Genomic DNA, 19,285 nt, shown 5'->3' with positions numbered 1-19,285 from the left:
ATGAGTGAAGATAGAGAGCTGCCAATAATAAGTTTTAAAGATGATGATGACTTACGCAGTTGGTTAAAATCTCAAGCACCATCTGTATCCGCACAAACACCTTACCTATTGGCTCATGCTGAAGATGGGATAATTTGGGGAAGGTTTGACAATGAAAAGTTAACAACTGCTGAAAAGATATTTCACAAGCCTGATTTTAAAGTTGATTTACCTGAATTGCGTTTACTAACACTGCAACAATGTCGGCTCTTTGGTCTAAATGGCGAAATTCTACTTTGGCGGATTAGCGAGACAAAGTTTAAATGGCGTTTCATCGGGAATCCAAATGAATATAAAATTCCCGAAAGTCAGATTCTTTGGGGAACAAATGGCATCAAGCGAAATAATTTTACCCTACTTTGGGATGGCTCTCAGGGACTTAAACACGCTGTACCATTTGCTGATATCGAGTTGAATGGCGATCGCTTAGTTAAACCAGTGCGTTTGCTCGTACACCACTACATCAAATATGAGGAAGAAACGGGTTTAGCTCGTATATATCTCAGCCGTCTTGTGGATCTAACTACTAAACAGGAGATTAAATCATGAATCTAAAACATTTAGAGAATGTACCAGATAATCGCCGTGCTGTTGCACCTTATAACTTTGTCGAACTCCCTGAAGAAATAGTCCCAGCAGAGCCAATACCAACACATAACTGCTACCATGACAACCGTCATACTGGCAAAATCAAATGTACCTTGACTACTTCATCACCGTTGTACATTCGCTGTGGTATGTCCTCCACTGAATTTGCTAAGTTTGGCGGTAAATTAGATGAAGATTTAATAGGTGAGGAAACAAATCAAAAGCGTAAAATATTGGCTCACTTTTTCGAGAATCCTGCTAATAAATATCCAACTATACCAGGTAGCAGTCTGCGCGGTATGTTACGAACCCTAGTAGAAATTATCAGCTATAGCAAAATTGACAAAGTTGCTGATAAACAGTTAATTTATCGAGCGTTTGCTGACACTACATCTTTAGGTGAATTTTACCGCGATCGCCTACTCCAAGAAGAGGGAGAACACCACTATTCTTTTCTAATGCAAGCTGGTTATTTGATTAAAACTCAACAAGGTTCTGGCTGGGCAATTCAACCAGCAAAGAATCTTGTTGAAGGAGCATCTTTTGCCAAAATAGACATATCACAAATTAAAAATTTAGTGAAACATCCTTGGCATGACATCAAACACGCTCGTAGGGTAACTGTTGATGTTAAGCCAATGACCTGGCATTCTCATAAAGGAGGATTTATTGAACTGTACTATGCTAAAGCCATTCCACCATCTGGATCTAGCTCTCGCTCTCAAGGGGTCTTGGTAGAAACAGGTGGAATGCCAGGAAAGAAAAAAATGGAGTGTGTAATTGGTTTACCAGATGATAAAGCCACACTAATCTCAATTCCCGATCATCCAGACTCAATGATTCAGGATTATCAAGAGCAGCTAACTAAAGAGCAGAAAAATTTACTAGGTAAAGATGGTGTTTTAAAACATATGCACCCTGTTTTCTATCTAATAGAGGAAGGCAAGCTTGTATTTTTCGGACATACAATGATGTTTCGCTTACCTTACAAGGAATCAATTAAAAAGTTTATTCCCGCACCTAACTATAAGTTTCTTCCCGATTATCCGTACAATTCTCCAACTCTTGATATAACGGAGGCTATCTTTGGGTTTGTTAGGGATACCAAACAAAAAGAAAACCAGACACAAGCTGGACGAGTATTTATTAGTGATGCTAAGTGTCAAAAATCTAGTGCTGAGGACATTTGGCTTAAAGGTGATATTACCCAGTCAATGACACCTAAGATATTAGCTAGTCCAAACCCTACTACATTTCAGCAATATTTGGTGCAGAATAGTGCTATTGAAAGTGAACTAAAGCACTATGAAAATCAGCCGAATAACGAAACAGTCATTCGAGGTCACAAGCTTTATTGGCATAAGGGAAGTGTTGAACAAAGTCAGATTGAAGAAAGTAACACAAATAAAATTGAAGAAAAACGCTCTCAATACACAGATATAAAACCAATCAAAAAAGATGTATCTTTTGAATTCACTATCTGTTTTGAGAATTTAAGCAAAGTAGAATTAGGTGCTTTGTTATGGGTGCTAGAGCTGGCTGCTGATAAAAATTATCGCTTATCCCTAGGCATGGGCAAACCTCTGGGAATGGGAGCAATCCAGATTATATCCCAACTTTCATTAAGTATCCGTCACCATCGTTATACTCATTTGTTCCAAGAGTGTGGCTGGGAAACAGGTGATAATTTTCAAGTTGATACTAAGGAAATCAAAAAATATTGTTTACAGAAGTTTGAGGATTATGTTCTCAAACATACTGAGGCACAATATAAGTCTTTAAAGGATGTGCCACGCATCAAAAGCCTTTTGACAATAATGTGTTGGACTGGTGTTGTAGAAAATTCAAGCAGATATATGGAAATTGAGCGTAAGCAACAACCTTGTATTGGCAATTTAGGAAAAAATGGTAAGGCTAACGAATATAAAAATCGTCCTGTTTTACCAACTCCCTCTCAAGTGATGAAAGATGACAAAAAAAAGAACTATCCAGGCTCTTCACCATCTTCAGGAGGTGGCAATTCTGCGGCTTGGCAACGACCAAAATGAATTAAAATATTGTAAATAAAGATTACTAATTTCAAGAAAAATGGGAGTATTAAAAGAGTCAAATATGTGGATTAATTCGCTTTACCATAATAGCGATCGCACTTCCAATTTTTTGGACACAGGCTTTACTTACGCCAAAATGTTGGGCTACTTTCCTAATTTTATGTATAACCTTGTTGAGATGGTTTGACTATTTTTTCACGAAACTCGATCGCATAAACTTTCATTTTATGCCCCGAGCTACTGAATACCGTGTCCCACAAATGGAATATGCTCGATGATTACAAATAACGATCGCAACTTGGACAACGGTACAACATGGGTGGGAGTTGTGCGGACAAGCTTTACTTTCTAAAATGTTAAAAAGTGTGCATTTAGGACATTTTTTAAATATAACTTAGTAGCCTAATTATCTACAGCAGATTCCAGCTTTATGAAGTACAGTAGCAGCAGCTTGTAAACCAGTTTTTAAAGTGCTTAGGATTGACCAAATCAACGGCCGTAGCCAGTAAAATGTCAACCATCTTGGTAGTTGTTGGTGAAAACTGACGTAAAAAAGATTTGAGTTGCGACCACCATAATTCTATAGGATTGAAGTCGGGAGAATAGGGGGATAAGTTCAGTAAACTAGCACCAGCGGCTTGTATCAATGATCCAATAGTCCCCAACTTGTGAGCGGGTAGATTATCCATAACAACTACTGCACCCTCCCATAAGTTTGGCACTAAAAAATGTTCAATAAAGACTTCAAAAGCTCTGCCATCCATTGAGCCATTGAGGGTCATCAATCCTACTACTTTTTTTAAGCTAATTGCTCCGACAACTGTGACTTTGGCTCCGCGATAGAATGGTTTTAAATCGTAGACTCTACTACCACATATTGAACGTGCATGGGTTCGTGTTAACCCCAATAAAACGCCCATTTCATCCAAAAAAACGAGGTTGTCAGGGTCAATATTTTTCACTTTTTCCCAATATTCACACCTCAGAATTTGTACTCTTTCAGTGGCAGACTGACTACTGCGTATGGTCTTTTTTTCGCGTTAAATTTTCTTTTTGTAATTCACGACACATCATGCTAGGACTGACAGCTTCCTTGTAGTTCATAAGCCAATATTCACAATATTCTGACAACGTGCTATCCGGATATTTTTCTACCATCTGGGTCAATTCAGTCCGGCGCGAGTTTAACACACTTTTAAGGCTTCCACCCTGTTTTTTGGGTTGAACGTGACCAGTCGTTTGTTTTTGTTTTAAGATTTTTTGAACAAACGCTTTACTCACATCAAAACGTTGGGCTACTTTCCTGACTGATGTATCACCTTGTTCATAGGCTTTAACTATTTTTTTACGAAACTCGATCGAATAAGCTTTCATTTTTTCTGCTGATGTACTAAATAGAGTGTACCACATATACATGGAATCTGCTGTATCTTTAGCCCTGGGCGCATTAATACCTTTATAACCGGGTTTTTTACCCTGGTTAAAGGCTAATTATGCAGTTTGTTTGTCCATCAAACCCGGTTTCTGGAAACCCGTGCGTCCAGCAGTATATCTCCCTTTACAAAGGTGACTTGATTCCGATTTGTGGTATATTTTCTGGGCGAGGGGATTTTTTAGGACAATGTTCGATATGAAACGTTTAAAATTAAAATCAATGCTGGCGGCGATCGCGATCGCCTTTTGTTTAATTGCGATCGCCAGCTACGCCCAAGCCAACAAGACTTTAACACTGGCGACTTCCCCAGACTACCCGCCCTATGAATTTAAAGATACGGCTGTTAGCGGCAACGAAATTATCGGTTTTGACATCGATATTGCCAAATATATTACTAAAGAATTGGGCTACGAGCTGAAAGTAGTTGGCATGGATTTTAACGGCTTAATTCCCGCTTTGCAGGCGGGAAGAGCCGATTTTGTCATGGCTGGAATGACTCCCACAGCAGAAAGGAAAAAAAATGTTGATTTTTCTGACCTTTACTACGAAGCTCAAAATACAATTGTCGCCAATAAAGGCAGCAATTTGACCAAAGCTGAAGATTTAGCCGGGAAAAAAGTAGGCGTTCAACTCGGAAGCATTCAGCAGGAAGCTGTGAAAAAAATGCCCGGTGTGCAACTGGCTGCTCTCAATAGGATTCCTGATATTATTCAAGAAATTAAATCGAACCGCATCGCGGCAGGAGTGATCGAGGATACTGTCGCTACGGGTTATGCAGCAGCGAACCCGGACTTGGAATTTAACACAATTCCGAATACTGAAGAAAGCGGTTCGGCGATCGCCTTTCCGAAAGGTTCGAGATTAGTTCCAGAATTCAACCGAGTCCTCCAGCAAATGAAAGCCAGCGGTCAAATTAAGGAACTAGCTACTAAGTGGTTTTCTCGACCAATTCCGCAAGAACCTGCTCAAGCAAATCAGCCTGCGGTAGCCTCCAAGTTCGGGTTAGATTTTGGCAAAATATTGCCGAGTTTGCCTTATATTTTGTCCGGAATTTGGGTAACGCTAACTTTTACCTTGCTGTCGGCATTTCTGGGATTTATCTGGGGAATCGTGCTGTCTCTGTTTAAGATTTCTAGCATTAAACCGCTGTTCTGGTTTGCCACTGCTTATACCTCAATTTTTCGAGGAACGCCGCTAATTTTGCAGTTGACTTTAGTTTATTTTGCAACGCCCCAGCTTACGGGCTACAATATATCGGCGCTGCAAGCTGGCGTGATTACTTTTTTCCTCAATTCTGGGGCTTATATTTCCGAAACTATCCGCGCGGGAATTCAAGCCGTAGATAAAGGTCAAAAAGAAGCCGCAGAATCCCTTGGCGTTCCCTACAAACTGATGATGGGCGATATTATCTTGCCGCAAGCGTTGAAAAACATCTTGCCTGCATTGGTGAATGAAAGTATTGCTTTGCTCAAGGATTCAGCTTTAGTTTCAGTAATTGGTGTAGAAGATTTGCTGCGGCGCGGTACAATTGTGGGAGCAGAAAAGTATATTTACTTTGAACCTTTGATATTTGTCGGTGTAATTTATTATTTGATGGTGCTTAGTTTAACTTGGGGGGCCAATGTACTCGAACGCAGACTCCAAACTAGCAGTTAAGGTCGATCGCCTGTATAAATCTTTTGGCAATCTGAAGGTTTTGCGCGAGATAACTACTGAGATTCACAAAGGAGAAGTGATTGCCATTATCGGCCCTTCGGGATGCGGTAAGTCTACTTTTTTGCGGTGTTTGAATTTACTGGAAATTCCGACTTCTGGACACATATACATTGACGGAGTGGATATTACTGCGCCGAAGGCAGATATTCTGAAAATTCGCCAGAAAGTGGGGATGGTTTTTCAGCATTTCCACTTGTTCCCGCACATGACTGTGCTGCAAAATGTGACGTATGCACCTGTAAAGGTGAAGCAGGTTGAATCGGATGAAGCGCGTCAAAAGGGATTGGAATTGTTGGAAAAAGTGGGTTTGTCAGATAAGGCGGATGTTTATCCTTCTAAGCTTTCGGGGGGACAAAAACAGCGAGTGGCGATCGCCCGCTGTTTGGCTATGGAACCGGAAATTTTGTTGATGGACGAACCGACTTCTGCACTCGATCCAGAAATGGTTAAAGAAGTGTTAGATGTGATGAAAGCTTTGACGAAAACGGGAATTACAATGGCAATTGTAACTCACGAAATGGGTTTTGCGCGGGAAGTCGCCCACCGGATTTTGTTTTTGGATGGGGGAAAGGTGGCGGAAGATGTGCCGCCGCAGGAGTTTTTTAGCAACCCTCAGTGCGATCGCGCCAAGCAATTTCTGGAAAAAATGCTTTAATTCATATAATAATGAGAGTTTTTAACCGCAGAGGACACAGAGGACACAGAGAGAGTTAGAGGAGAAAGAGACAGTTGCGGTAGGCTGCGTCAGGTTGGAGATGCTCGATCGCTGCGGCAAGTATAATAATGTTGCTCCGATGATTAACTTGGTAATTATGTTAGAAAAAGGAGAGAATTCTTTGAATCACCTGGGTATTAAAATCTTTCGGAAAGCGGTGTCTTTCCTGAGCGTGATCGAGAAAGAAAGTCTTGGGATAATAAGCAAGATTGGCTTCCATCTCGCTAATCTTTTCTAATAAGGGTTCGATCCGATCGATTTTGTCGGGATGGCGATGTTGGATGAGAGTCGCAGCATTCCTAAAATGCCGCCCCTCATCCTGCGTGACCAAATGTCCTACGCGAGCAAAGCCCTTCCCATAGTGTTGGTAGAATTCCTTAATATCCCGGTGATAAGACCACACGGAACCCATTTCGTCAAACATTAAACCAACTAGAATGGTGAATTCGTTCTCAATCAGAAACGAGATCGGTTCGAGTTCATGCACCCGACTCTGGTTTTTTTGGTCGATCGCCTCTGGGGACAAACCTGATACCATGTGATAGACCTTACGTAGAGCAACGTAGTGCCGTAATTCGTCTTGCAGCCAAAGTTCGATCGCACTCATGAATTCTAACGAGAACTCCGAACTGCGAGATAGCAGATGCTCGTAGAGTGGCTGACTGTCTCCCTCAGAGAACACATCTCGGCTCAGGAGATCCATAAATCCAGCCTGAATTGTAGGCGCGACTTCGGGAATTTTCAACTCATCGGCAATAAATTCATCTACACTCCACTCACTGCTAAGAATCGGAATTCCCCGGACATCATGAGTCTGTAATTTCATAGTTTTTCTGATTAGAAGTTAAGTATTCACCAGACGATCGCTCACGATATGCGGAACAATTAAGCAATGTCGTCCGGTGATCGGATTGGTATCTCCGCGCAATACGATGCCGGATGGAGTATCGCCGACAATCCAGGAACCTACGACGAAGTGGTAGCCAAAATATTCGGGCAAGGGTTGATAGGACTGAATAATGAATCCTTCGCGATCGTAGCCCATCGCCTCGCGGGTATGAACGGCTCCAGCAACAAAATCGCCTGTTTCAATAGAAACCCCAACACCTTCTAGACCGACGAGGGGCTTTTTGACGTGCATTTGGGTCAGTAATGCTGTGGATTCGATCGAGATAGTATCTGTGAAGAAAGTGGGTAGCAAGAATTGAGCGTACACTGGGTGGTTGCCAAATAATTCCCACATCCACACCATCGATCCTTTATTGCTTAAAATCTGTTTCCACAGCGGTTCAATGATTTTCACATCCCCTGCTATCAGGCGCGATGCTAGGGCTTCATCTGCGTTAAAGGATTGGCTGGCGAGTTGCAAATCCAGCCAATCGACGATTTTCCACAGCCGCAAGATCCGATTATTGAATTGATCGACAAAAAATCCTTCTTCATCCACGCCTAGATGGTTACGCAATCCTACAAGTTGGGTGAAAAAGCGATCGTTTCCCAATTCTTGATTAATAATTTCGACCAGTTGTCCTGCCATCTCGGTATCTTCTGACAGATGCTCGTCAATTAACAAGCTCAGCCCGAACTGCTTTAAATCATAATGACGACTTAGAGTGCGGAATCGACCCGCAACTTCGTCCCAAAAGTTGTTGAACTGATTGGCATCGTTGGGAAGCGATCGCAAATCTCGGCTGGTTTTTTTCATGTCATCTAACCACAGCCATTGATAGACTGTTTCTGCACCCAAGAGAGGAGTTTCGCCGTTGATTTCTAGAAGGCTAATTTTTCCATCTTCCGTGACGGCAAGATCGAAACGGGTATAAAGAGACATATCTTCTGCTTCGTCAACCCGATCCCACGAAACCTGAATAGCTTCCCAGAAAGCAGGGGGAATAGCGAGTTTATTCATCCGATTTTCTAGGCCGTCGGCGGTGAAAAACCAGTCCAAAAACTCCCGACACATATCCCAAAGAGCCTCAGTAGCATCCCAGAGCCTCGCCTCTTCCTGGCGCGAAAACATCACCCCAAATGGACGGTCTAAGGCTTCTGCCCAGTAGCGTTGGTTGATGTCTGCAAGAGGCTGACATTGGTAGGCGTTATCTAATACGTGCTGCTGCCAGTTGCGCCGTCGCTGAAACAAAAAGGGATACATGGTTGAAGCGCCTTGCTAGTGGTGTGGAACTCAATGATCTACAAAAACAGAGAAAAGAACTAGAGAAAAATAGTGGTGGGATGAATCGCCGCTCAAAAATGCTTGCATCCTATCAATTCCGGCTGCGCCGAAATGATATCAAATCCGCGCTTCATCATCGGGCGTAAAGTCGAATCAAGCTGCCAACAAATCAGGAGCGCAATTTTCATTTTTTTGACCTCTCCTTCTACAGTCAACAGTCAACAGTCAACAATGATAAGGAGTGCAACCGGAATCGATGTCATTTGCCTCCGCTTCCCAAAGGAGCCGTGGAGCGGACTGCATTGCCAAAGCTCCCTCGTCCCTTGATGGTTCCCCGAGCTGCGTGGCCTGGGGGGCGATTTGGGGTGTCGCGACTGGAGGAAAAGTAGGGAGAATCTAGCGGTATGCCCTGTAGGGGACGAGTAATCAGGGTTCTATCTGGAGTTACAATTCCGATGTGGGAGCGGTAAACGGGTTGCACTGGATAAACCGTGTAGGAGCCGCCGTTGACGCCGTTGACCGCTGTTGGAGGGGCATCATCATCATCGACATCATCGGTGAAATAGAAGCCGCCGAACTCTGGTCGCCATCCGGGGGTAGCAACGCTGGAATTCGATACCTGCGAGCAAATGCTTGCTGTGTCTTCTTGGCATTCTGACTGCGTGCGGTACACGGGCGTAATGCGTTCGTATTCCTGCATGGCGTACCGAAACTGGGCCTGACACTGCTCTTTGGTGAACCCGTTGCTTTGGTTCGCCGCATCTACAATACATTGCTGTTCGGATTCGTAGTAGCGTACTTCGTTGGGTTGGTGCAACATGGTATAAGCAAGATAGCCTAATCCACCGATCGCCAGTACACCTGATGTAATTAGAAGGTAACGAATTGTTGTCGTTCGATTGTTGTTATGAGTCATGGCTAACCGGAGGTTTGAGTCATTATTTCAAAGAACCTGTAAGGTGATGAATTTGCTGCCACTGAGATGATTGGATTTACACGGTTAGCCAAAGTTCAAGTAATTTACCTAAGTCTGTGAGTTGGCACTCACGACTTTGATTATAGCTGTTACTACATTGGCAGATTCAGGGATTCCTCGATCGCAGCAAATTATATTCCTCAAATATTTGATTTCAAATTCGCCTTTTTTGACTGTGCCGATCGCGCTGGCGATCGAGCTTTGCCAAAACAGCACCGGAAACATCCGCCAGAATGCTAATTATCCGATACAAAGCCACCGCACTCAGAATTATACCCGTAGAAAAGCGATCGGACAGCAGGGCGATCGCCGTTGCTTCAAATACTCCCATTCCCCCCGGTGCTCCCGGTACGACTAAACCGACAACAGGCAGATATTACTTTGGCGAAGGCAGATATTATGAAAATCCGCCAGAAAGTGGCGATGGTTTTCCAGCATTTCCACTTCCGCACATGACTGTGCTGCAAAATGCGATGTATGCGCCTGTCAAGGTGAAGCAAATTGAATCGGATGAGGCGCGTCTCAAGGGGTTAGAATTGCTGGAAAAAGTGGGTTTGTCAGATCAGGCCCAGGTTTATCCTTCTAAGCTTTCGGGGGGACAAAAACAGCGGGTGGCGATCGCCCGCTGTTTGGCTATGGAACCGGAAATTTTGTTGATGGACGAACCGACTTCTGCACTCGATCCAGAAATGGTTAAAGAAGTGTTAGATGTGATGAAAGCTTTGACGAAAACGGGAATTACAATGGCGATTGTAACTCACGAAATGGGTTTTGCGCGGGAAGTCGCCCACCGGATTTTGTTTCTGGATGGGGGAAAGGTGGCGGAAGATGTGCCGCTGCAGGAGTTTTTTAGCAACCCTCAGTGCGATCGCGCCAAGCAATTTCTGGAAAAAATGCTTTAACAAGTTTGTAGTGAGGACTTCAGTCCTTCTCAAAGTTTAATTAGGAGGAATAAAGTCGTCACTACGAACTAATTTTTTTTGTGCGATTTCGATGGCGAAACCCGCTGAGACAGAGTGATATCAGAGAGAAAATGTTTAAATTAAAGTGAAATTTGCTACATTAATAGTGGCTGCAGAAACACTATTTAAAACCGCTAGAGTTTCCCCAGTCGGCAGAAACTGAATCAATGTTGCACCGTTATTTTCAGTAACATTTAATTGCTCAAATGTCAAGCCATTAGCTAGCATCAGCAAATCTTTTCCAGCTTCAAAATCGGCAATAATATCGATCCCGGAATTGCTGGAGAGTAAAAAGCGATCGCTCCCAGCACCTCCAATTAAACAATCATCCCCCAAACCGCCAATCAGAGTATCATTACCTTTGCCACCAATCAAAGTATCATTTCCCTCGCACCCGTCTAGCAAATCATTGCCAGCACCTCCACTCAGACAATCATTGCCAGCACCTCCGCAGAGGGTATCATTACCATAATCGCCGTAGAGAGAATCCTCGCCTTCGCTGCCGAAGATTATATCATTTCCTCTGCCTCCAAATGCCAGATCGCTGCCTTGGCCGCCGTCGATAAAATCAGCACCTTCACCGCCAAAAATTAAGTCGTCGTCTTCTTTACCATTTATTGAATCATTGCCACGATTTCCGAAGATGATATCTTCGCCTTCAGCGCCAACAATGATGTCATTGCCCTTGCTGCCAAAAAGGATATCATCTCCCTTGTTCCCGTCAATAAAATCATTGCCTCGGTTGCCGTAAATGATGTCGTTTCCTTCACCGCCGTAGAGGTTGTCATCGCCTAAATTCGCATCGAAAATATTCGGATTTTGACTGCCGTAAAAAGCATCATTTTCTGACGTGCCAAACTGAATTTCACCGCTACCATTGCTGTTGATAATGTTGTCAGCTTGGTTTGGGCGATCGACTTTTGGATACTCAATAGTATTGCAAACGCAATCAGTATCACTTCCTGGTGTAACAACGGGTACTGATGGTGTTGGGGTCGGTGTTGGGGTCGGAGTTTCCGCAGGCGTTGGCGTCGGCGTCGGAGTCGGAGTCGGTGTCGGAGTTTCCGCAGGCGTCGGCGTTGGCGTCGGAGTCGGTGTCGGAGTTTCTGCAGGCGTTGGCGTTGGTGTTGGCGTCGGATTTTCTGCTGGAGTCGGCGTCGGAGTTGAAGTTTCCGCAGGCGTTGGCGTTGGTGTTGGCGTCGGAGTTTCCGCAGGAGTCGGCGTCGGAGTTGGTGGAGTTGGCGTCGGAGTTTCCCCAGGAGTCGGCGTCGGGGTTGGCGTCGGTGGAGTTGGCGTCGGAGTTTCCGCAGGAGTCGGCGTCGGGGTTGGCGTCGGTGGAGTTGGGGTCGGAGTTTCCCCAGGAGTCGGAGTTGGCGTCGGTGGAGTCGGCGTCGGAGTTTCCCCAGGAGTCGGCGTTGGAGTTGGCGTCGGTGGAGTCGGCGTCGGAGTTTCCCCAGGAGTCGGCGTTGGAGTTGGCGTCGGTGGAGTCGGCGTCGGAGTCGGAGTCGGAGTCGGAGTTGGCGTCGGAGTCGGAGTCGGAGTCGGAGTTGGCGTCGGAGTCGGAGTTTCCCCAGGAGTCGGCGTTGGAGTTGGCGTCGGTGGAGTCGGCGTCGGTGGAGTTGGTGTCGGAGTCGGAGTTGGCGTCGGTGGAGTTGGTGTCGGAGTCGGAGTTGGCGTCGGTGGAGTTGGTGTCGGAGTTACTGGGTTGACGGTAATATCCACACGATCGCTATCGGTTTGAGCACCGCCTAATTCTGCCGATCCGCGATCGTTTGTCGTCAAAGTCAGCGTATCCGTTCCGCTAAAGTTCAGATTCGGCGTATAAGTTAAACCGTCTAAAGCAGCATTAATATCAGCCTGTTTCCCCGTATAAATCAGGCTGTTGCTGCCATTCCCCGATCCGGTAACTCCCGTCAGCGACTTGAGTGTAAGAGTGCCGCTGGTAACGCTGAGATTAACTTCGACAGACTCACTATCTGCATCCGATACAGAGATACTATTGCCGTTGCTAGCAGAGAAGATGCGAGGAGTATTTTGATTCGTCGTTTCTTTGCCGATATCAGTAGTAATGTCTACACTCCAACTGGCAATATTTCCTGGAGTAGTAGCATTGGAAGCTTTACTATTATATTGGTTGGCATCAACCGCATACAATTTCCAAGTGCCGTTGGGATTAGTTTTGTTAAAAACAGAAAGAGTCGAACCGTAAGGCCCTTCTGGTGCTCCTGTCGGTGTCGGTTCCGGTATAACAAAGGGATAAATATCGCGAGCATTGTTTAACGAATAGTTACTCGGTTTGTAGTTGCCTGAAGCGATAGTTGGGACTGTAGAACTAGAAAAATCATAAAGAAAAGAGGCTGCATTATCATCCAACTTCAGCGTGACGTTGTTGAGTGGTGCAGATGGAACGTGAGACATTAACACCACGTTTTGTCCCTCTGGCCCAACTAGCAAGAGATTGATGACCTGCGATTCATCGGGATATTGACCATAAACCGTTTTAACATTGTTAAGAGCGATCGTAACGCTGTCTACTTTTCCTGTTACACCTGAAACGTCAATAGCAGACGGATAGGGTGTCGCTAAAACGTTATATACGAAGTTTCCGCTGTTGATGGTAATGTTATTCGGGTTAGTTGTGGTGGTGGTTGTTCTTCCCGGTATCGAATTAATAGGAGATTGATTGCGACGGGAAAATTCCGAGGTATCGCCTGTGGTTTTATTAGTAGCAGTAGCAGCGAGAACTGGTTTGCCTGCTACTGGAGTGTAGGCCAAGTTGATATTAGCATTGCCAGCACTATCTGTAGTAACGTCTTGGAAACCCAGGAAAGTTTCACCTTGACCTGCACCTGCCTGGTCATAACTGGTATTTGCAAAGAATTCGACGCGGAAGTTGGCGTTAGGAGTGCTGTTGAGAATGCCGCTGACTGTGTTGCCACTAACTGAGGTCAGAACCGGGTAATTTTGCAGATTGTTGCTGCCTGTATCCGCATCTCCCAAATCGTTGGGAGTGAGGCCAGTATTGCCGATTAAGTCAATACCTAATCTTTTGTTGTTAAAGATACGATTGCCTTGTATGGTGTTACTGCCGGAACTTGCATTAATTTCAATGCCACTCCCTTTATTGTTAGCAATGATATTACCTTCTCCAGGTACTATGCCCCCGATTGTATTATTCCCGTTTTTGCCTAAGATCAAAATGCCATCGCCCTCGGTGCCTAAATTTATTGTCCCCGTGGCATCAGTCCCGATGTAATTGCCAGTAATTTTGGTATTTGTGACTCCGTCCCTCGCCACAAATATGCCTGTAAAGCCGTTGCCAGAAATGACGTTGCGCGAGATAATATTACCTGTTATGGGGGTGACATTAGGAGGATTGTTTTGAGTGTAACTTTGGATTCTGACCCCAGCGAAAGTGTTGCCTACAGCAGTCGTACCGCTAATATCAGTGCCAATGTAGTTATCTTGGATGGTATTGTTATTAGTTGTCACCAGAATGCCGTGACCTATCAAATCTCCGCCCTTTCCAAATCCGTTAATAACCAATCCTTGAATGGTACTTCCACTGGAATTTTCTGCGCCACCATAAAGGCTTTTACCTAACTCTAAACCAGTGAGAAACTTAGAGTTGCCCCCAGATGACGAGCCTGGTTGTTTTACTAAACTGCCATTGAGTTCTATAATTGGTTTACCAGCATATCCTGGTTGAGATTTGCCATCGATAATAACTGGGCTGGTGATGACAGGTAAGGCTTGATTAAGGGTAATGGTATAAGGGCCAGTGCCGGGAATGTTAAAGTTAATTGTGTCTAATCCGGGATTGGAATTGGCTTGTTGGAGCGCATCTCGCAGAGATCCCAAACCGCTATCGAAAGTATTGGTAACGCTATAGGTAGCCAAAACAGACGCATAATTTTGCATCGCCTGTGACTCGAATGCTAGGGGCGATTTGATGTGGCCGATTTGTATTTCGAGTTCCCAGTTGCCACCTAATTTTGCACTCCCCGTGAGATGCTTGGATGCGGCGATATTTGCACCAGTGAGGGATGCAATACGGTGGAGGAAGTGGACACCATCTAAGGCTGGTTCATCAAGTCCGTCGGGGGTTGAAACCCCCGTCTCATAGCAACAGTCTTCTAAGGGTGGTTCATCGAGTCCGCCTGGGGTTGAAACCCCCGTCTCATAGCAAAAGTCCTCTTTAGAGGACTGTTTAATGAAATTGTTTTTAGTCGGTTTCAACCGACTTTCGCTTTGAGACAGGGAATTCATTCCCTGGCGGACTTTCTGACAAGCGCGGGATGCTGCTGCTACATTGCAGCCGTAAATCAGGATGTCTGCATCAATTGTGAAAGCGCGCCGCCATTGCTGCAATTGCTGGCTATAATCTTCTAGGTTATCAACAGATACTCTGGTTTTACCGAGTTGCAATCTTCCTGGTTCGCCGTGGGAAACTAGATGAATGCTGTCAATATTGGTGCGATTAGCTAACACTTCGCTAATTTGTTCGACTCCATCTCTGTGCGAGTCGATAACTATTGCTTCTACTCCCAATTTCACTCCATTTATGAGTGTTTGATAGTCTGCTACTGCCGCATCAATAAATACTATTGTACTGCGGTTATGGGTGCGATCGCTCTTTTCCCCAAAACTCCCATTGCCCGCGTTGATTTGATTCGGAACTTTGCTCGCACCTGCTGATAAAACTGGCATCATAGCTGTGTACCCTATGGTCTAAAGTTAACAATTTTTCATAAATCCAGGACAAGCACACCGGAACTAAAAAAAAACGTTTTTTTTAGGGTATAAATACCTAAAAATGTGGATTTTATGAGAGCAACTCGGTTTGTTTGCAGGTCTTAAATTTATTGATTCAGACTATATTGTTTGTGGCTTTGTTCTGGATGAACCCAAACAGATTATTTGACAAAATTTTCTCTAAGCTCAACTATACCCAGCATACGTAAGTAAGCAAAAAATCTTAATAAAAATACATATTTTCGACTCGTGCTAATCGGGGCAAGTCCGCTGGGATTATATATTTTCCCACTCATTTGCTGCGCCGATCGCGCTGGCGATCGAGCTTTGCCAAAACAGCACCGGAAACATCCGCCAGAATGCTAATTATCCGATACAAAGCCACCGCACTCAGAATTATACCCGTAGAAAAGCGATCGGACAGCAGGGCGATCGCCGTTGCTTCAAATACTCCCATTCCCCCCGGTGCTCCCGGTACGACTAAACCGACAACGAACGCAAAACAAAAAGCACCGAACAAGTTGGGAATATTGCTAAAGTTCACCGGAGTTAAAGCAGTTACCGTTAGCAAAAAACCGCATCCCCGCAATCCGATAAAACACATTTGTCCGATTAACGGTACTAAAGGATAGCGTTTAATTGGCAAATTAATTTGGCGGCGGGACTTGACATTCGATGTTTTTTTAGGTATATTGGAACTAGACTCTACACGAAAATTAAGTTCCTCGCCTGCCGCCTCCCCAGCCTTTGAATTTGCCCCATTGTTCTTGGATAACTTCAACCGCTCTACAAATAGAACGATCGGATTTAAAATGCGGGGATGAATCGCCGTTAAAATAGCAGCACAACCGACAATCCGCAAAAACCAATTGAATTTGTCAAAACAAATCAACCCAATCAAAACGCCAGCAGAAGCCATCAGCAGCGGTTCCAGCAACACGCTGAGAGTAGCAGCTTTCGGAAAAATACCTGCCTTTTTGGCGTCCAATATTCGACCCCAAAAATGCCAAATATTCCCCGGTAAATACTTGGCAATATTAGTTTTGAGAAAAACTTGAATCGCCCAGGCGGCAGTTACAGGTTGGCGGAATTCTCGCAAAATCAACATCCACACCCAGCCGACAAAAATTAGAGAAAGTAAAGTGACGCCGAGGGCGATCGCCAGCAACGGAAAACTTTCGGATCGAATTTGGATATTCGCGACTTCTCGCCAGTGAGTTAACAAAGCTTTGGCAATAAATAAAAACGTCCCGCCCAAAATCAAATAGCGCAAATAAGGCTTTAAATGCGACTTCGCGATCTTCAAAAAACTCTGAATTCGATGCAAGTGTTGTTTTCCCATTTTCCGATCCCGATTTTGAATTTGGGATTAAGTTATACTGTTTTAGATTTTATATTTTAGAGGGACTAAGGCGGAATTGTGGTAGATTTACACGGCATGATATGACGGAATAAATCTGTTTAACCTGAGATGTTGCACCATTCTCAAGAACGGGCTTTCCGGCCCGTTCCACAATAACTCAACATTTTTGTGGAACAGGCCGAAAAGCCTGTTCCTAAACAAGAAATTGAGAATGGTGGAACATCTTAGTTTAACCTAACCTGTGCAGGCCTCTACAGACTGTCCGTAATGCCCGCCTTACCGACGATTTAGGGCGTTTTTAACCACAAACTTAAATTTAAAATCTAAAATTTAGATCGATATACCTCGCTAGGAGTACATTTCTATGCCCGGCCCGAGCCCTGACGGTCTTTCCTATCTTTTAGATGATAGCCCCAATAGTTTCGCCTTGACTCCGGGCTTTTTGACTCCTTATCCTAACGGATTTTTTGCCCTCGGCGGCAACGATTTTATTGTCGGTTCGTCCGATGCCGAAAGAATTAGCGGCGATAATGGTAACGATCGCATCCTCGGCGGTGGCAATTCCGATACGCTGTTAGGTGGTGCGGGCAACGATGTACTTAACGGCGGTGCCGGCGCAGACTTCCTGTTTGGCGATGCCGGCAGCGATACCTTGCAGGGAGGTAAGGGAGGGGACGCCCTCAACGGCGGCGACGGCAGCGACGTTTTAGTGGGCGATGGGGGTAAAGATACGCTGACAGGGGGTTTGGGTCCAGATATCTTTGTCCTCCGCAGCGACTCCGCAGTCTCCGATCCGGCTGCTGCAGACGTGATTACTGACTTTAACAGTTTTGTGGATTCGATCGGACTGACTGACAATCTTACCGAAGCTGACTTGATTCTCGAAGAAATATCGATCGCCCCCGGTATTTCCAATACATTAATTAAAATTCGCCAATCCAATGCTATTTTAGGCTTGGTAGCCAACGCATCTCCACAAGACCTCGCCAATACATTCATCTCTGCAACTACCGTATTGGGCAACCAACTGGATCGAGCTCGCGATTTAGGCGTTTTGGGCGCCACTCAAACGATCGCAGACTCGGTTAGCAACGCCCGGCCAGACGGCCTTTACCGCTTTACTTTGCCTGCAACTAGCGACTTTAACTTAACTGTCAGCGGTTTGACGGCCGATGTTGACGTGGCTTTAATTAAAGATCTTAACGGCGACAATTCTATTGACTTTACCGATATTATTGCTTCTTCTCAACAACCGGATTTATCGCCGGAAGCGATCGACATCAACGGTTTAGCCGCAGGAACTTACTTTGTCCGAGTTTATCAATACCAAGGCAGTACAAATTTCTCCCTCAATCTGTCTGCAACCCCTGCAACTGTTTCTCCTAACAATCCGAGCAACTTGCAGGGTTTTGACTCTCGTTTTGGGTTCGGTTTGGTGAATGCAGCGGCGGCAGTTGCTAAAGCTCAAGGTACTGCAACTTTTCCTGATGTTCCCGATTTGGGCGGCGACGAGTGGGGCAGAGATTTAATTAAAGCTCCAGAGGTTTGGGCCCAGGGGTTGACTGGAGACGGAATTGTGGTGGCAGTTATCGACAGCGGAGTTGACTACAATCACCCGGATTTGACGGGGAATATTTGGAGCAATGCGGGGGAAACCGGTGTTGATGCGATCGGTCGCAATAAAGCTAGCAACGGTGTTGATGATGATGGCAATGGCTTTGTTGACGATTTCCGGGGATGGGATTTTGTGAACAACGATAATGACCCGATGGATGATAACAGTCACGGCACTCATATCGCGGGTTTAGTTGCTGCGAAAAAAGATGGGGTTGGGATTACTGGAACGGCTCCGACTGCGAAGATTATGCCTTTGAAAATACTCGATAGCGCGGGAGTAGGGAAAATTAGGGATGAGATTAATGCGATTAATTATGCGGTAGCAAATGGAGCGAAGATAATAAATGTGAGTTTGGGCGGTCAACAGTTGAATGCTCAAGAATTGGATGCGATTCGAGCGGCTGAAGCTCAAGGCGCGATCGTGATTTCGGCGGCGGGAAATGATGCTCGCCTACAACCAGATTATCCGGCTCGGTTTGCCAATGAAGTAGGAATTGCTGTCGGTGCTGTTAGCCGAAATGGCTTGTTTGCGGATTATTCTAACCAGGCAGGTGCGGAGGGAATTAATTATTTTGTTGCTCCGGGCGGCGACGGTGGTAGGGCGGATTCTGGTGATATTTATTCAACTGTGCCGCTTTCTCAACCGGGGATTCCCTATCGATATTTTGCCGGTACTTCAATGGCAGTGCCGCAGGTAGCTGGGGTGATAGCTTTGATGTTGCAAGCTAATCCGAGTCTGACTCCTGCTGATATTAAGAGGATTCTTGCGGAAACTGCGAATCGAGCGGTTTGAATTAATTGATAATTGATAATTGGTAATTGGTAATTGGTAATTGGTAATGGGCTTGACATACTGTTACCAGATTTCCTAGGGGCGGGTTTCACCAACAATATC

The 19,285-nt window shown here is 45.0% G+C and carries 15 protein-coding genes; 7 read left to right on the top strand and 8 right to left on the bottom strand.

Going from position 1 to position 19,285, the window contains the following annotated elements:
• From csx19 to OSC7112_RS39330, 3 genes are read left to right on the top strand one after another with little or no spacing between them, the layout of a single operon-like run.
• Positions 1–588: a type III-D CRISPR-associated protein Csx19 gene (csx19, locus tag OSC7112_RS04435; protein ID WP_015174776.1), complete on the top strand. Its 588-nt coding sequence runs from the start codon at positions 1–3 to the stop codon at positions 586–588.
• Complete coding sequence (locus tag OSC7112_RS04430) at positions 585–2,675, top strand: TIGR03986 family type III CRISPR-associated RAMP protein (protein ID WP_015174775.1); 2,091 nt, start codon at positions 585–587, stop codon at positions 2,673–2,675. Before csx19 ends, OSC7112_RS04430 begins: the two co-directional genes overlap by 4 nt.
• A 40-nt stretch (positions 2,676–2,715) precedes the next feature.
• On the top strand, positions 2,716–2,865 hold the full coding sequence (locus OSC7112_RS39330; RefSeq protein WP_015174774.1) for a hypothetical protein: 150 nt from the start codon (positions 2,716–2,718) through the stop codon (positions 2,863–2,865).
• Between the two features lie 241 nt (positions 2,866–3,106).
• On the opposite strand, the gene OSC7112_RS04425 is transcribed toward OSC7112_RS39330, so the two are convergent.
• Entirely contained in the window at positions 3,107–3,640 is a 534-nt protein-coding gene (locus OSC7112_RS04425) for a transposase (protein ID WP_015179736.1), read from the bottom strand.
• 52 nt (positions 3,641–3,692) lie between these two features.
• A complete protein-coding gene (locus tag OSC7112_RS04420; protein WP_041622917.1) occupies positions 3,693–4,052 on the bottom strand; it encodes a helix-turn-helix domain-containing protein in 360 nt (119 codons plus the stop codon).
• A 256-nt stretch (positions 4,053–4,308) separates the two neighbouring features.
• Between OSC7112_RS04420 and OSC7112_RS04415 the strand changes: the two genes are divergently transcribed.
• Positions 4,309–5,769, top strand: a complete 1,461-nt coding sequence (locus OSC7112_RS04415) for an ABC transporter substrate-binding protein/permease (RefSeq protein WP_015174773.1) — start codon at positions 4,309–4,311, stop codon at positions 5,767–5,769.
• Positions 5,735–6,484, top strand: a complete 750-nt coding sequence (locus OSC7112_RS04410; RefSeq protein WP_015174772.1) for an amino acid ABC transporter ATP-binding protein — start codon at positions 5,735–5,737, stop codon at positions 6,482–6,484. Before OSC7112_RS04415 ends, OSC7112_RS04410 begins: the two co-directional genes overlap by 35 nt.
• 160 nt (positions 6,485–6,644) lie before the next feature.
• Here the strand turns inward: OSC7112_RS04410 and OSC7112_RS04405 are convergent, their stop codons facing one another.
• The 4 genes from OSC7112_RS04405 to OSC7112_RS39325 all read right to left on the bottom strand — a co-directional run bounded on the left by OSC7112_RS04405 (position 6,645) and on the right by OSC7112_RS39325 (position 9,918).
• The gene (locus OSC7112_RS04405) at positions 6,645–7,370 is read right to left on the bottom strand and encodes a hypothetical protein (protein WP_015174771.1); all 726 of its coding nucleotides are present in this window, start codon (positions 7,368–7,370) and stop codon (positions 6,645–6,647) included.
• Positions 7,371–7,388: 18 nt separating this feature from the next.
• Positions 7,389–8,696, bottom strand: coding sequence for a glutathionylspermidine synthase family protein (locus tag OSC7112_RS04400; RefSeq protein ID WP_015174770.1), 1,308 nt, complete (start codon positions 8,694–8,696; stop codon positions 7,389–7,391).
• A 280-nt stretch (positions 8,697–8,976) separates the two neighbouring features.
• A complete protein-coding gene (locus OSC7112_RS04395) occupies positions 8,977–9,633 on the bottom strand; it encodes a DUF1190 domain-containing protein (RefSeq protein ID WP_015174769.1) in 657 nt (218 codons plus the stop codon).
• Positions 9,634–9,741: 108 nt separating this feature from the next.
• Entirely contained in the window at positions 9,742–9,918 is a 177-nt protein-coding gene (locus OSC7112_RS39325; RefSeq protein ID WP_190274456.1) for a hypothetical protein, read from the bottom strand.
• 8 nt (positions 9,919–9,926) lie between these two features.
• Between OSC7112_RS39325 and OSC7112_RS04390 the strand changes: the two genes are divergently transcribed.
• Entirely contained in the window at positions 9,927–10,595 is a 669-nt protein-coding gene (locus OSC7112_RS04390; protein WP_015174768.1) for an amino acid ABC transporter ATP-binding protein, read from the top strand.
• 135 nt (positions 10,596–10,730) lie between these two features.
• Here OSC7112_RS04390 and OSC7112_RS36855 read toward each other — a convergent pair whose 3' ends face one another.
• Together OSC7112_RS36855 and OSC7112_RS04380 are read right to left on the bottom strand one after the other, a co-directional pair.
• Positions 10,731–15,368 carry a DUF4347 domain-containing protein gene (locus OSC7112_RS36855; protein ID WP_015174767.1) on the bottom strand — a complete coding sequence of 1,546 codons (4,638 nt, stop codon included), beginning with the start codon at positions 15,366–15,368 and terminating at the stop codon, positions 10,731–10,733.
• A 334-nt stretch (positions 15,369–15,702) separates the two neighbouring features.
• Complete coding sequence (locus OSC7112_RS04380; protein ID WP_015174765.1) at positions 15,703–16,752, bottom strand: lysylphosphatidylglycerol synthase domain-containing protein; 1,050 nt, start codon at positions 16,750–16,752, stop codon at positions 15,703–15,705.
• Between the two features lie 385 nt (positions 16,753–17,137).
• On the opposite strand from OSC7112_RS04380, the gene OSC7112_RS42120 reads away from it, so the two are divergent.
• A complete protein-coding gene (locus OSC7112_RS42120) occupies positions 17,138–19,183 on the top strand; it encodes a S8 family serine peptidase (RefSeq protein ID WP_015174764.1) in 2,046 nt (681 codons plus the stop codon).
• The last annotated feature ends 102 nt before the right edge of the window (positions 19,184–19,285 follow it).

Origin of the sequence: Oscillatoria nigro-viridis PCC 7112, assembly GCF_000317475.1 — a bacterium.
Classification (GTDB): Bacteria; Cyanobacteriota; Cyanobacteriia; order Cyanobacteriales; family Microcoleaceae; genus Microcoleus; species Microcoleus nigroviridis.
The sequence above is the reverse complement of the archived record's forward strand: the minus strand, read 5'-3'. Positions and strand labels throughout refer to the sequence as shown.